The 13,727-nt window shown below is 66.0% G+C and carries 12 protein-coding genes; all 12 read left to right on the top strand.

Annotated elements, in window-relative coordinates; genetic code table 11:
- Window positions 1-14: 14 nt before the first annotated feature.
- The 12 genes from ACXYN8_RS02705 (at window position 15) to ACXYN8_RS02650 (ending at window position 13,674) form a co-directional block, all read left to right on the top strand.
- Entirely contained in the window at window positions 15-1,106 is a 1,092-nt protein-coding gene (locus tag ACXYN8_RS02705) for a potassium channel family protein (protein WP_458887765.1), read from the top strand.
- Window positions 1,107-1,165: 59 nt separating this feature from the next.
- A complete protein-coding gene (rimO, locus tag ACXYN8_RS02700; protein WP_458887763.1) occupies window positions 1,166-2,545 on the top strand; it encodes a 30S ribosomal protein S12 methylthiotransferase RimO in 1,380 nt (459 codons plus the stop codon).
- A gap of 22 nt (window positions 2,546-2,567) precedes the next feature.
- Window positions 2,568-3,386, top strand: coding sequence for a transglutaminase-like domain-containing protein (locus ACXYN8_RS02695; protein WP_458887762.1), 819 nt, complete (start codon window positions 2,568-2,570; stop codon window positions 3,384-3,386).
- Between the two features lie 121 nt (window positions 3,387-3,507).
- On the top strand, window positions 3,508-4,956 hold the full coding sequence (gene zwf, locus ACXYN8_RS02690; RefSeq protein WP_458887760.1) for a glucose-6-phosphate dehydrogenase: 1,449 nt from the start codon (window positions 3,508-3,510) through the stop codon (window positions 4,954-4,956).
- Window positions 4,949-6,754, top strand: a complete 1,806-nt coding sequence (gene edd, locus ACXYN8_RS02685; RefSeq protein ID WP_458887759.1) for a phosphogluconate dehydratase — start codon at window positions 4,949-4,951, stop codon at window positions 6,752-6,754. The genes zwf and edd overlap by 8 nt, the downstream gene beginning before the upstream one ends.
- Window positions 6,751-7,737, top strand: coding sequence for a glucokinase (gene glk / locus ACXYN8_RS02680; protein ID WP_458887757.1), 987 nt, complete (start codon window positions 6,751-6,753; stop codon window positions 7,735-7,737). The genes edd and glk overlap by 4 nt, the downstream gene beginning before the upstream one ends.
- Window positions 7,734-8,348 carry a bifunctional 4-hydroxy-2-oxoglutarate aldolase/2-dehydro-3-deoxy-phosphogluconate aldolase gene (gene eda, locus ACXYN8_RS02675; protein ID WP_458887756.1) on the top strand — a complete coding sequence of 205 codons (615 nt, stop codon included), beginning with the start codon at window positions 7,734-7,736 and terminating at the stop codon, window positions 8,346-8,348. Before glk ends, eda begins: the two co-directional genes overlap by 4 nt.
- The gene (locus ACXYN8_RS02670) at window positions 8,345-11,119 is read left to right on the top strand and encodes a phosphoenolpyruvate carboxylase (protein ID WP_458887755.1); all 2,775 of its coding nucleotides are present in this window, start codon (window positions 8,345-8,347) and stop codon (window positions 11,117-11,119) included. Before eda ends, ACXYN8_RS02670 begins: the two co-directional genes overlap by 4 nt.
- Before the next feature lie 108 nt (window positions 11,120-11,227).
- The gene (locus ACXYN8_RS02665) at window positions 11,228-11,782 is read left to right on the top strand and encodes a DUF4402 domain-containing protein (RefSeq protein ID WP_458887754.1); all 555 of its coding nucleotides are present in this window, start codon (window positions 11,228-11,230) and stop codon (window positions 11,780-11,782) included.
- 4 nt (window positions 11,783-11,786) lie between these two features.
- Window positions 11,787-12,344 carry a DUF4402 domain-containing protein gene (locus tag ACXYN8_RS02660; RefSeq protein ID WP_458887753.1) on the top strand — a complete coding sequence of 186 codons (558 nt, stop codon included), beginning with the start codon at window positions 11,787-11,789 and terminating at the stop codon, window positions 12,342-12,344.
- 216 nt (window positions 12,345-12,560) lie between these two features.
- Complete coding sequence (locus tag ACXYN8_RS02655) at window positions 12,561-13,070, top strand: DUF4402 domain-containing protein (protein ID WP_458887752.1); 510 nt, start codon at window positions 12,561-12,563, stop codon at window positions 13,068-13,070.
- A 64-nt stretch (window positions 13,071-13,134) separates the two neighbouring features.
- Window positions 13,135-13,674, top strand: coding sequence for a DUF4402 domain-containing protein (locus tag ACXYN8_RS02650; RefSeq protein WP_458887751.1), 540 nt, complete (start codon window positions 13,135-13,137; stop codon window positions 13,672-13,674).
- The last annotated feature ends 53 nt before the right edge of the window (window positions 13,675-13,727 follow it).

The following is a 13,727-nucleotide window of genomic DNA, read 5'->3' as shown; positions in this document are numbered from 1 at the left end:
CTGCGGCAAGGCGCATGAGCGACGACAAACTCCGCGCGCGGCTGCGCTCCCAGCAATACTCGCCGCTGCGCCGCGCCGTGCGCCTGCCCGTGTGGGGCGATATCGGCATCCGGCTGGGTCTCGCGCTGTTCCTGATCTTCACCGTGGTGATGATCCACTGGTGGGACCGTGCCGGGCTGGTCGACAATCTCGATGGCGACATCAGTTTCCTCGACGTCGTCTATTTCACCATGATCTCGATCACCACCACCGGCTTCGGCGACATTGCCCCGATCAGCGATCGTGCGCGGCTGGTGGAAGCGGTGATCGTCACCCCCGTCCGGTTTGCCGTGCTGTTCATTTTCGTCGGCACGGCCTACAATTTCCTTATCAAGCGCAGTTGGGAGAATTGGCGCATGGCCCGCATCCAGGAAGAACTCTGCGACCACGTGGTCGTGCTGGGCTTCGGCGTCAGCGGCTCCGAAAGCGTGGCCGAACTGATTGCGCGCGGCACCGATCCGTCCACCATCGTCGTCATCGATCCGAGCGAGGACAGGCTGGTCAACGCCGAACGGCTCGGCTGCAACGTGATGGCGGGTGACGCGACGCGCGACGACACGCTCAAGGCGGTCCGCATCCATCTGGCGGAATCGGTGCTGGTATCGGCCGGTCGCGACGACACCTCGATCCTGATCGTGCTGACCGTTCGCCACCTCGCCCCGGACGTGCCGATCAGCGTGGTGGTGCGCGCCGACGACAACGAACTGCTGGCCCGGCAGGCGGGTGCGAACAACGTCATCAATCCGGTGCGCTTCACCGGCCTGCTGCTGGCGGGCAGCGCCAAGGGTACGCATATCGCGGAATACATGGCGGACCTCGCCAGCGTCAGCGGCCGGGTGCAACTGGTCGAACGCAAGGTGCTGCCCGACGAAGACGGCTGTTCGATCGACAAGCTGAGTTCCGGCGGACGCGGCCTTCGCATCTATCGCGACGGCAAGGCTCTGGGCTTCTGGGAAACCGACTGCCAGACCGTGCGGGCGGGCGACATCATCGTGGAAATCGTCCCGACCGAATACGGCGCCACCAGCGGCGACCGCCACGAAGGGATGGCGAACGTCCCCGGTTGAGGGGGCACCACTCTCCTATGGCGTCGCCAGCGTCTGTGGTGTAGAGGCGCCGCCAATCCATGAACACATCGCCTGCCTCTATTCCCGACCAGAAGAAGGTCGGCATGGTCTCCCTCGGCTGCCCGAAAGCGCTGGTCGATAGCGAACGCATCCTCACGCGCCTGCGCGCCGATGGCTATGCGATGAGCCCCGACTATGCCGGCGCCGACGTGGTGCTCGTCAACACCTGCGGCTTCCTCGACAGCGCCAAGGAAGAAAGCCTCGCCGCCATCGGGGAAGCGATCGCGGAAAACGGCCGCGTGATCGTGACCGGGTGCATGGGCGAAGAAGCGGACGCGATCCGCGCCGCCCACCCGCAAGTGCTCGCGGTGACCGGCGCCCATCAGTACGAACAGGTGGTCGAGGCGGTCCACGAATACGCGCCGCCCAGTCAGGGCCCGTTCGTCGACCTGATCCCGCAGCCCGACATCAAGCTGACGCCCCGCCACTACAGCTATCTCAAGATTTCAGAGGGGTGCAATCACTCGTGCGCCTTCTGCATCATTCCCGATCTGCGCGGCAAACTCGCCAGCCGACGTGTCGATGCCGTGCTGCGCGAGGCCGAGAAACTGGTCGCGGCGGGGACGAAGGAACTGCTGGTCATCAGCCAGGATACCTCGGCCTATGGCGTCGATACACGGCACGAGCCGCGCGACTGGAAAGGCCGCGAAGTGCGCGCGCACATGACCGACCTTGCCCGCGAACTCGGCCAGCTGCGGACGCCGCAGGGCGAGACGCCGTGGGTGCGCTTGCATTACGTCTACCCCTACCCGCACGTCGACGCGGTCATCCCGCTGATGGCGGAGGGTTTGCTGACGCCCTATCTCGACATTCCCTTCCAGCACGCCAGCCCCAAGGTGCTGAAGTCAATGAAGCGTCCGGCGAACGAGGCCAGGGTGCTCGAACGGTTGAAGGGCTGGCGCGAAGTGTGTCCGGAGATTGCCGTGCGCTCCAGCTTCGTGGTCGGCTTTCCCGGAGAGACGGAGGATGATTTCCGCTATCTCCTCGACTGGCTGGAGGAAGCGCAGCTCGACCGTGTCGGGGCGTTCCGGTTCGAGCCGGTCGAAGGCGCGCAGGCCAATGCCCTGCCCGACCATGTACCCGAAGCGATCAAGGAAGAACGCTACGCGCGGATCATGGAAGTGACGGAGCGGATCAGCGCGGCCAAGCTTTCCGCCAAGGTCGGCAGGACCATTCCCGTCATCATCGACGAGGTGGGCGAACCGGACGAAGATGGCGACATCGGCGCCACGGGCCGCAGCCAGGCCGACGCCCCGGAAATCGATGGCGCGGTGTATCTTCGCGACGTTTCTGCCACGCTTTCGGCAGGCGACTTCGTCGACGTAACCATCGAAGACGCCGACGCGCATGATCTTTATGGCGTGATCGCGGCAAATTAGCCGGGATAGAAAGCGCACGACAGTGCGTTATCCGCCCATGCCCATCGCCATCGAATCCAGCTTCGCCTTCCAGCTCGACCGCCCGACCGACTGCCTTTTGCAGTTCGAGGCGGCAGTGATCCCGGAACAACGCCTGCTCGAAACCGATACCTGGCTGACCCTGGGCGAACATTTCGCCCGCGTGCCCGCGCAGGATGAAATCGGGGAGCGTATCTGGCTGCGCGCCGAAGGCCGCATCGACGTTTCGTACAAGGCGCTGGTCGAAATCGACCGGATCGTCCCGGACGTCGCGACCCTCGCCCAGCTCGACGCGCACGACCTGCCGGGGGAAGCGATCGAATATCTTCTCGATTCCCGCTATTGCGCCGCCGACCGCTTCCAGTCCTTCGTCGATGCCGAATTCGGCGACACCGCCGGCGGCGCGCGAGTGGAGGCGATCCGCGAATGGATTGCCCGCAAGATCGAATACGCCAGCGGCAGCAGCACGGCGGATACCTCCGCGCTCGATACCTTCGTCGAACGGCGCGGAATCTGCCGCGACTTCGCGCACCTTACCGTCGCCATGGTCCGCGCCAGCGCCATCCCCGCACGCTACGTGGCGTGCTACGCACCCGGCGTAGAGCCCCCCGATTTCCATGCCGTCGCCGAGGTCTTCCTCGCTGATCCCAGCATCGAGGATGGCGGCGCGTGGCATATCGTCGACGCGACCGGCATGGCCGATCCGGCCAAGACGGTGAAGATCGGCATCGGACGCGACGCCGCCGACGTCAGCTTCATGACGACCTTCGGCCTTTCGGATTTCATCGAAAGCAAGGTGAGCGTGGAGGAGCGTGCGGGCTGATCCAGCCGCTCCGCGCATGAATATGTATGCGGCGCGCTAGGATTGCGCACCCAATCTTGCTACCCGTTGTGCGCCGCCGCAATTTTCGACGCCCGGTTCCGACAGGAGAGCATTTCAGCGCATGAGTTTCACGGCCAACCGCCTGCTGCTGTTCGGCGCCACGGGAGACCTGGCGCAGCGAATGCTCATCCCCTCGCTCTGCGCGCTCGATGCGGACGAACTGTTGCGGCCCGATCTCAAGATCGTCGGCACCGCACGGTCGGACATGGACGATCATGCGTTCCGCAATTTCGCGCGGGAATCGCTGGAGAAATACCTTCCCGCCAATCGCCGGCGCGGCATGGCCGAGTTCCTCAACCGCCTGTCTTACGAGGCGGTCGATGCGACCACGCTGGAAGGGTACCAGGAACTCGCCACCAAGGTCGCCAATGGCAATGCCGGCGACGATGGCCTCGCGATCTTCCTGTCGACCGCGCCCAGCCTGTTCGAACCCACGATCAAGGGCCTGCGTCACGCGGGCCTTGCCTCGGTAAACAGCCGTATCGGCCTGGAAAAGCCGCTCGGCACCTCGCTGGCGACAAGCTGCACCATCAACGACGCCGTGGCCGATGCCTTTCCGGAAGACCGGATCTTCCGCATCGACCACTATCTCGGCAAGGAGACGGTGCAGAACCTGCTGGCGCTGCGCTTCGCGAACCTGATGTTCGAGCCGTTGTGGAACGCGGCGCATATCGACCACGTCCAGATCACCGTCGCGGAAACGGTCGGACTGGAAGGCCGTGTAGCGTTCTACGACGATGCGGGCGCGCTGCGCGACATGGTCCAGAACCACATGCTGCAACTGCTCGCGCTGGTGGCGATGGAGCCGCCGGTCAGCTTCGATGCGACCGCCGTGCGCGACGAAAAGGTCAAGGTGCTGCGCGCCCTGCGCCGCGTCGCGGCGGACGAGACCGTGACGGGCCAGTACCGCGCGGGTGCGATCTCCGGAAAGGCGGTCCCCGGCTATGACGAGGAACTGGGCAAGGACAGCCAGACCGAAACCTTTGTCGCGATCAAGGCCCATGTCGACAACTGGCGGTGGCAGGGGGTGCCCTTTTACCTGCGCACCGGAAAGCGCCTGCCCGAACGCGTGACCGAGATCGTCGTGCAGTTCCGCTGCGTGCCGCACTCGATCTTCGCCGGCAAAGGCGCAACGATGCAGCCCAACAAGCTGGTTATCGGCATCCAGCCGGAAGAGAACGTCCATCTCTCGCTGATGGCAAAGGTGCCGGGTCTGGACCGCGAAGGCATCCGTCTGCGGCAGGTCCCGCTCGACATCGCCATGCCCGATGCCTTCAGCGGCGCGGTGCGGCGCATTGCTTACGAGCGCCTGTTGCTCGACCTCATCGAAGGCGACCAGACGCTGTTCGTCCGCCGCGACGAGGTGGAAGCGCAATGGCACTGGATCGACGCCATTCGCGAGGAATGGGACGCGAGCGGGGAACCGCCCAAGACCTACACCGCAGGCAGCTGGGGGCCGAGCGCGGCCATCGCCCTGGCGGAACGCAATGGGGTAAGCTGGCATGAGTAATCTTCACCCCACTGTCGCGCGCGTGACGGACCGCATCATCGAACGGTCCAGAGACGGACGCGCGCGCTATCTTGAACTGATGGACCGGCAGACCCAGAGCGGCGTCGACCGGTCGCGTCTGTCCTGTTCCAACCTCGCGCACGGCTTCGCCGCTTCGGAGGAAGACAAGCCCGCGATCATGGAAATGCGCGGGCCGAACATCGGCATCGTCACCGCCTATAACGACATGCTCTCCGCCCATCAGCCCTACGGCCGGTATCCGGAGCGGATGAAGATCTACGCCCGCGAAGTCGGCGCGACGGCGCAGGTCGCTGGCGGCACTCCGGCCATGTGCGACGGCGTGACACAGGGGCAGGACGGCATGGAGCTGTCGCTGTTCAGCCGCGACGCCATCGCGCTCGCCACCGGCATCGCACTCAGCCACGCGATGTTCGACGGGATCGCCCTGCTCGGCATTTGCGACAAGATCGTTCCCGGCCTGTTGATCGGCGCGCTGCGCTTCGGCAATCTGCCTGCGGTCTTCGTGCCCAGCGGGCCGATGCCGACCGGCATTTCCAACAAGGAGAAGCAGCAGGTCCGCCAGCTCTATGCCGAAGGCAAGGTAGGGCGGGAGGAACTGCTGGCGAGCGAGAGCGCGAGCTATCATTCGCCCGGCACCTGCACTTTCTACGGCACGGCCAATTCCAACCAGATGATGATGGAGCTGATGGGCCTCCACGTCCCTGGCGCGGCCTTCGTCCAGCCCGGCACCAAGCTGCGTCAGGCGCTCGACCGGGAGGCGGTGCATCGCCTTGCCGCCTTGGCCAAGGACGAAACCCGCACTCTGGCGCGCTGCGTGGACGAGAAAGCGATCGTCAATGCGGCGGTCGGCCTGCTGGCGACCGGCGGATCGACCAATCATGCGATCCACATTCCGGCGATGGCGCGCGCGGCGGGCATCGTGATCGACTGGACCGACCTCGCCGAACTTTCCAGCGCCGTGCCGCTGCTGGCGCGGGTCTATCCCAACGGATCGGGCGACGTGAACCACTTCCAGGACGCGGGCGGGATGGGATTCGTGGTGCGCGAACTGCTCGACGCAGGGCTCGCCCACCGCGACATCGTCACCATCGGGGGCGACGACCTGACGATCTACGGGCAGGAACCGGGGCTCGATGGCGATACGCTGGCATGGCGCGATGTCGGGCCGAGCGGCGACACCGAAATGCTGCGCCCTGCCGCCGAGCCGTTCCAGGCCGACGGGGGAATGCGCCTGCTGGCCGGAAATCTCGGCCGGGCTTGTTTCAAGAGTTCCGCTGTCGACCCCTCGCGCTACACGATCGAGGCACCGTGCCGGATCTTCGAAACGCAGCCCGATGTCGTCAAGGCGTTCGAACGCGGCGAGCTCGACCGTGACGTCGTGGTGGTCGTCCGCTTCCAGGGGCCGCGTGCCAACGGAATGCCGGAGCTGCACATGCTCACCCCGCCGCTCGGCGTATTGCAGGACCGCGGCTACCGCGTGGCGCTGGTCACCGACGGGCGCATGTCCGGCGCAAGCGGGAAGATCCCTGCGGCCATTCACTGTTCGCCCGAGGCACTCGGCGGCGGGCCGCTCAGCCTGCTGCGCGATGGCGACGTCGTGCGGGTCTGCGCTGACAGCGGGACGCTTTCCACAACCGCCGATCTTTCGACCCGCGAGCCTGCGAGCGATCCGTTGCCCGACATGGGTCTGGGACGCGAACTGTTCGCCATGTTCCGCCACTATGCCGACGAAGCGGAAAAGGGAGGCTCGGCCATGCTGGCGAGCGCTGGTCTGTGACGGAGGTCGTCGCAGTCGACATCGGCGGGACGCATGCCCGCTTCTGCATCGCGACCATCGCCGCGGACGGCACCATCACGCTGGGCGAGCCGGATACGCTGCACACCGAAGACCATGCGAGTTTCCAGACCGCGTGGGAAGATTTCCGGGAGCGGCAGGGCGGCACGCTGCCGCCCAATGTCTCGATGGCGATCGCGGGCCCTGTGGGCGGCGAAGTCATTCGTTTCACCAACAATCCCTGGATCATCCGCCCCGCCCTGGTGCGGGAGAAGCTGGGCGTCGAATCGTACACGATCGTGAACGATTTCGAAGCCGTGGCCCACGCCGTGGCGCGTGCCGGGGAGGACCAGTTCCTGCACCTGACCGGCCCGGACAAGCCGCTCAGCCCGACCGGGCGGCTCAGTGTGCTCGGCCCCGGCACCGGCCTTGGCGTGGCGCATCTCTACCGGGAAGCGGACGGCACCTATCGCGTCTCCGCGACCGAGGGCGGACACATCGACTTCGCCCCGCTCGACCAGATCGACGATGCCATTCTCGCTCGCCTGCGCAAGCGGCATAACCGGGTGTCGATCGAACGCGTGGTCGCTGGCCCGGCCATTTCCGACATATACCAGACGCTCGCCGCGATGGAGGGCAAGCCGGTCGCCGAAGAAGACGATATCGCCATCTGGAAGCGCGGGCAGGACGGCAGCGACAGCCTCGCCGCGGCCGCGGTCGACCGGCTTTGCATGTCGCTCGGCAGCGTCGCAGGCGATATCGCGCTCGCACAGGGCGGCTTCGGCGGCGTCGTGATCGCGGGCGGCCTCGGCTATCGCATTCGCGACACCTTGCTGCGGTCCGGCTTTGCCGAACGCTTCAAGGCCAAGGGTCGCTTCCAGGAACTGATGGCGAGCATTCCGGTCAAATTGATCGTCCATCCCCAGCCGGGCCTGTTCGGCGCAGCCGCGGCCTTCGCATCTGAACACGCAGGAGCATCCACGTGAGCCCCATCGAAACCATCATGCGCACCGCGCCGGTCATCCCGGTCATCGTGATCGACGACGTGGCACAGGCACGCCCGCTGGCAGAGGCGCTGGTCGGAGGCGGTCTCAAAGTCCTCGAGGTAACGCTCCGCACGCCCGCCGCGCTCGACGCGATCCGGGCGATGCGCGAAGTGGACGGGGCGATCGTGGGCGCTGGCACGGTGACCAACCCGGCGGAGCTTGACGCAGCCCTGGAAGCGGGCAGCGAATTCATCGTCTCGCCCGGTCTGACCGATACGCTTGGGCGCGCGGCAATTTCTGCCGAGGTGCCGTTCCTGCCCGGCATTGCCAATGCGGGTGACATCATGCGCGGGATGGATCTGGGCCTCACGCATTTCAAGTTCTTTCCGGCGGTGGCAGCGGGCGGCCTGCCTGCGCTCAAGGCGCTTGCCGCGCCGTTCGGCCAATGCAGCTTTTGCCCCACCGGCGGCATCAGCGAAGACACCGCGCGCGAATGGCTGGCGTTCGATCCCGTCCTCTGCGTCGGCGGCAGCTGGGTCGCCCCGCGCACCGACCCGGACTACGCCGCCGTGACCGAAGCTGCCCGCCGCGCGCGGGGGCTGGCGGCGTGAACACGGCGGCAGATCTTCGCGAACGCCTGCAGGAACTGCACAAACGGACGGCGGAAACACCGCTGTTCAACCCGGTCTTCCAGCTATCCCACGACATCTCGCGCCAGCTGGAGAGCGGCGGGACGGACCTCGACGCGCTCGAAAGCCTGGTCGCGGAGCTTGAGTGCGAAGGGCTGAAAGCCCGCGCCACGCGATTGCGTCGCCTGGTGTCCCCGGTCGGACTGGCGGCAAACGACGCTGCCAATGCCGATGTGCTGGCCGACTGCGACGACTTCGCGCAATTCGCTGCGCTGGTCGAATGTCCTCAGCTTCATGCCGTCTTCACCGCGCATCCGACATTCCTGCTGACCCCGGCACAGTCCGAAGCGGTCGCGAAATCCGCCAGCCGCGACGGCGATATCGACGACACAACCTGCGTTTTCGCGACCGAACGGCCGGCAATTACGCTCGACTATGAACATGGCCGCGCCATGTCGGCCATCGCGAACGCGCAGGAAGCGCGCGACCGGATCGTCTCGGGCATCCTTGCGACGGCTGCGAAGCGCTTTCCCGACAAGTGGCGCGATCTCGCGCCGCTGCCGTTCCGGTTCGCCACCTGGGTCGGATACGACATGGACGGGCGCACCGACATCGCCTGGTACACCTCGATCCGCTTCCGCCTGTCGGAAAAGGCCGAACGCCTGCGCCGTTACGCCGCATCACTGAAGCAGGTCGACACAGGCCACGCATTGGTCGCGAAGCTCGAGGCCGCTGCTGCCTATGCCGGTGCCCGAGCGGAAGATTTCGGCGGAGACCTGTCCGACGCCGCTTCCCTGTCCGAAGCGGCCAACCGCCTGACAGCGGACCATCCCGACAAGCTCGTCTCGCTCGCGCCGGTGATCGCCCAGCTCGAAGCCGAGGCGGAAAGCGGCGACCGGGCCGTCGCGCTCAAGACCATCGCCGCCGCGATGCGCGCTGATGGCCTTGGCATGGGCTGGATTCACTTCCGCGTGAACGCCAAGCAATTGCACAACGCGATCCGCCGCCGCGTGCCCGATGGCGAAACGCTCGACCTCGCCAGCCGCAGCGCGCTCGCGACGCTGCGCACAATGTTGCGGCAGGTGAAGCCATTGCGCGCCAATTTCGGCGCGCTGGCGGTCGAAAGCAGCACCGCGATCCGCCAGTTCCTCGCGATGGCGCAGATCATTCATCACATCGATGGCGATGCGCCGATCCGGATGCTGGTGGCCGAATGCGAGCAGCCCGGTACCGTGCTGTCCGGCCTGTATTTCGCCAAGCTGTTCGGGATCGCCGACAAGGTCGACATATCCCCTCTGTTCGAGACCGAGACCGCGCTGGAACACGGCGGCCGCTTCCTCGACGCGCTGCTGGCGGAGGACGAATACCGCGACTACGCCAAAACGCGCGGGCGGGTTTGCATTCAGACCGGCTTTTCGGATGCCGGCCGCTTCGTCGGCCAGGTGTCAGCCAGCCTCGCGATCGAGCGGTTGCAGGGCCGCCTGTCCGAAGCGATGGAACGCAACGGGCTGACCGAAGTCGCCGCGCTGATCTTCGACACCCATGGCGAAAGCATGGGCCGCGGTGCGCATCCCAGCAGTTTTCAGGATCGGCTGGAATGGCCGCTGTCCCCATGGTCGCGGCGACGTTTCGCGCGCGCCGGTATCCGGCTGGAACCGGAAGTCAGCTTCCAGGGCGGCGACGGTTACCTGTTTTTCGCCACGCCCGAACTCGCACTGGCCACGCTCTCGCGCATCTTCTGCCTGCGCCCGGCCGAAACCGACGTGGATGCGCCGACCGATCCCTTCTACCGCCGCACCGACCTCAGCCTCGATTTCTACCGCGCGATCCGGCGCGAGCAGCAGATGCATCTGCACAGCCGCACCTATAATCGCGCGATAACCGCCTTCGGCCTCGGCCTGCTGAACGAAACCGGCAGCCGCAAGTCGCGCCGCCAGTCGGATCTTTCCGCCGACCGCGACATGAGCCTGCGGCAGATCCGCGCCATTCCGCACAATGCGATCCTCCAGCAGCTGGGCTATCCGGTCAACGTGATCGCCGGGATCGGCACGGCGGCGGAAGGCAATGTGGAAGACATCGCCAGCCTGCTGACCGAGAGCGCGCGCGGCCAGCAGCTCATCCGGCTGGCGCAGGCGTCCAACAAACTCGCTTCGGTGAAGACCGTGGCCGCCTATGGCGAGCTGTTCAATTCCGCCTACTGGGCCAGCCGCACCTACCGCGGGACCGAATCCGAGATTTCCGAGCCGTGCGAGGCGCTGGCCGAATATCTCATCGGAGACGATCGCAACGGCGTATTCCGCCGCCTCGCCTCGCGCCTGCGCGTCGATGCGCTGAAGCTGCATCGCCTTCTCGACCAGCTGCCCGGCGAAGCCGCCGACCCCGAACGCGAACACACCCGCCGCACAATTGGCGCGTGCCAGGCGCTGCGCCTCGCGCTGTTGCAGCACATGTTCCTGCGCGTCGTCAGCGTGCCCTCTTTCAGCCGCGCCAACGACATCAGCCGCGAAGACGTGCTGGAAATGGTCTTTACCCTGCGCATCGACGATGCACTGGCGCAGTTGCGTCGCGCCTTCCCGACAGGCGCGCCGCAGGCGGGCGATTACGCGCTGGACGAACCCGCCGACTACCCCGACCGCAGCGACGATGGTTACAGCGCCATCCGCCGCGACAACGTCGAACCGATCGAGCGTGCTTACGAACTCTCCCTTCGCCTTTCGACTGCCATCGCTAACGTCTTCGGCGCGCACGGCTGATCGCTCTGCCAAGCCTGCGGGTTAACGCGGATTGCCGCCGTTAAGGTGATTTGCGATACTGCTGACCGAACGGTGCGGTATTTTGCCGCGCGGCAAGGGGAACGGGCAATGACGCGGAGGCTGCTGAAAGCAGCGCTGGCTGGCGTGGTGGTGGGCGTATCGCTCGCCCCGCCCGTCGTGCATTCCGCGCCGCGGCAGATAACGGTTTCCCCCGATTCCGAACTGCGTTTCGGCACCTTCCTCGTATTCGGCAGCGGCGCCCGTGTTGTCGCGCCCGGCGGTGCGACGACCAACGTGTCGATCTTCCCCGTACCCGGCGACAGCACCGCGCCCGCGCGCTTTACCGTGACCTATGATCGCGGAAACAATGCCGCCAACAATCGCCGGCCCCGGACGGTGGAAATAGAGCTCGTGATGAGCCAGCCTGCCCCGGTCACGGTCAACGGCGTAACCGGCAGGGTATCGGCCTTCAACACGGACCTGCCCGGCGTGGGGCGGATCGAGCCGGGCCGCGCGTTTCGGCTGACCATCCCGAACTGCCAGACCCGGACCTGCTCCGCCAGTTTCCAGATCGGCGGGCGCATCGACGTGACGCGGCAGGCGAATGGCGCGGAGCTGACCATCCCGCTGATGATGGACGCCGTGCTGATCAGCGACGGCTAGAGCGGTGCGGCGCGCGCTTGCCTGCCTGACGCTGCCCGTGGGCGCATTCGCCCTGCCTACCCTAGCGCTGGCCGCACCGGGCGAGACATCGACCGCCAGCGGAACGGTGAGCGCGACCGTGGTGAAGCCGCTGGTGCTGGAACCGCAGAGCGACCTTTCTTTCGGTGCGGTAACCCTCGAAGCGCGCGGGGCGGGCAGCGTGACCGTCGGCGCAGTGCCGGGCGCGATCAGCCACGGCGGTGCAGCCCGGCCGATCTGCCACGGAGCGGCAGCCTGCGATCCGCATCCGGCCCGGTTCTTCCTGCGCGGAGAGGCAGGCCGTGACTATCAGGTGCAACTTCCCCCGACCCTCACGGCATTCGGGGGCAAGCCAGGCTCGCCCAGTCTCCAGGTCGAGAGTCTGACCGTGGCGACCGACAGCATGGCCGGCGCAGGTCCGCGCGGACGGCTGGCACCCGACGGCAGCGACGAATTCGGCATCGGCGGAACGGTGGTGATGCCCGCGGGTACGCCGCCCGATACATATAGGGCAAATGTCACGGTGCTGGTCACTTACATTTAACCATATCCGTCCACGCGGTGTTTTCCGTAACCCCAACATACCACTGATTTTGCGTCATTTTTCTGTTTACACCGGTGACAGTAATCGTCAGTCCCACACAACCACTTGTTAACTCCTACGCACTTATACCGAGTTCGGCACGAAGGGTCGTTAAACCGGTTCGTGACGCCCGGCGGATGTGCCGGTGAGACTAGAGAGAACATAGGGGTACACACCGTGAAAAAGATTTTGGTTCTGGCAGCGGGCGCTGCTGCTATCGTTTCCGCTCCGGCTTTCGCAGCACCGGGCGACACCGCAACCGCGCAGGGTAGCGCGACCGCGACCGTCGTTGCTCCGATTACGCTGACGCACGACACCGGCGCAGAGCTCGGCTTCGGCACCTTCACCACCGGCACGACCGGCGGCAGCGTCGTCGTGACGCAGGCTGGTGTCGGCACGTCGACCGGCGACGTCACGCACATGTCGACCTCGACCGAAACGGCTGACGCCTTCACCGCAACCGGCGACGCCGACCGCGGCTTCACCATCTCCACCACCGGTGGTTCGGTGACGCTGAACGGCGACGGCACGACTAGCCCGATGGCCTTCACCACCAGCGCTCCGGCCAGCGGCGTGCTGACCGGCGGCACCGCAGGTTTCACCGTCGGCGGCACGCTGACGGTTCCGGGCAACCACCCGGCAGGCGTCTACAGCGGTTCGTACGACGCGACCGTCACCTACAACTGATCAAGGAAAGGGGCGCGCCGGGCCTGTTGGCCTGTCGCGCCCTTTTTTTCTCAACTGATCCGCGATGGTTAATACCACCAACCTTGTTGTCGGCTTCTTCCTCGCCAGCAGTCTGGCCCTGACACCCGTCGCGGCCAGCGCGGCTCCCGGAGAAAGCGCGACGGCGGCAGGCGCCGCCAAGGCCACGGTGGTCAATCCCACCGGGGTGATCAAGGTGCGCGACCTTCGCTTCGGCGCTTTCGTCAGCCCCATCGCTGCCAGCACGATCAGGATCGACCCGGACGGAACGCTGGCCCCCGGCGGAGACGTGGCCAACACCGTCGATATCGCGCAGCCGCCCAGCGGTCGCGGCCCGGCGCGCTTCACCATCACCGGTGAAGGGCAGCGCAAGTTCTTGGTCTTCCTGCCCAACAGCATTCGGATCAGCAACGGCACCAGCACCATGACGGTCCGGAGGTTCCGGTTTACGACGCGTCGTAACAATCCGGTAACCGATCCGCGTGCAACATACGACCTGGATGTCGGCGCCACTCTAGACGTCGCCGCCAACCAGCAGGCCGGTGTCTATACCGGCACGTTCGACGTAACTGTAAATTACAACTGATCTCGGCTTGCGCGGGACTCCGCGATTGAGGATAGCTGAGAGGGGTTCTGACG

The organism is Altererythrobacter sp. CAU 1778 (genome assembly GCF_054482795.1).
This window is presented reverse-complemented; position numbering and strand designations above follow the sequence as displayed.

What these genes read in the sequence shown, in the direction of transcription:
- ACXYN8_RS02705 (WP_458887765.1), top strand. Translation starts at nt 15, where the DNA reads ATGAGCGACGACAAACTCCGCGCGCGGCTGCGCTCCCAGCAATACTCG.
- rimO (WP_458887763.1), top strand. Translation starts at nt 1,166, where the DNA reads ATGAACACATCGCCTGCCTCTATTCCCGACCAGAAGAAGGTCGGCATG.
- zwf (WP_458887760.1), top strand. Translation starts at nt 3,508, where the DNA reads ATGAGTTTCACGGCCAACCGCCTGCTGCTGTTCGGCGCCACGGGAGAC.
- edd (WP_458887759.1), top strand. Translation starts at nt 4,949, where the DNA reads ATGAGTAATCTTCACCCCACTGTCGCGCGCGTGACGGACCGCATCATC.
- ACXYN8_RS02665 (WP_458887754.1), top strand. Translation starts at nt 11,228, where the DNA reads ATGACGCGGAGGCTGCTGAAAGCAGCGCTGGCTGGCGTGGTGGTGGGC.
- ACXYN8_RS02650 (WP_458887751.1), top strand. Translation starts at nt 13,135, where the DNA reads ATGGTTAATACCACCAACCTTGTTGTCGGCTTCTTCCTCGCCAGCAGT.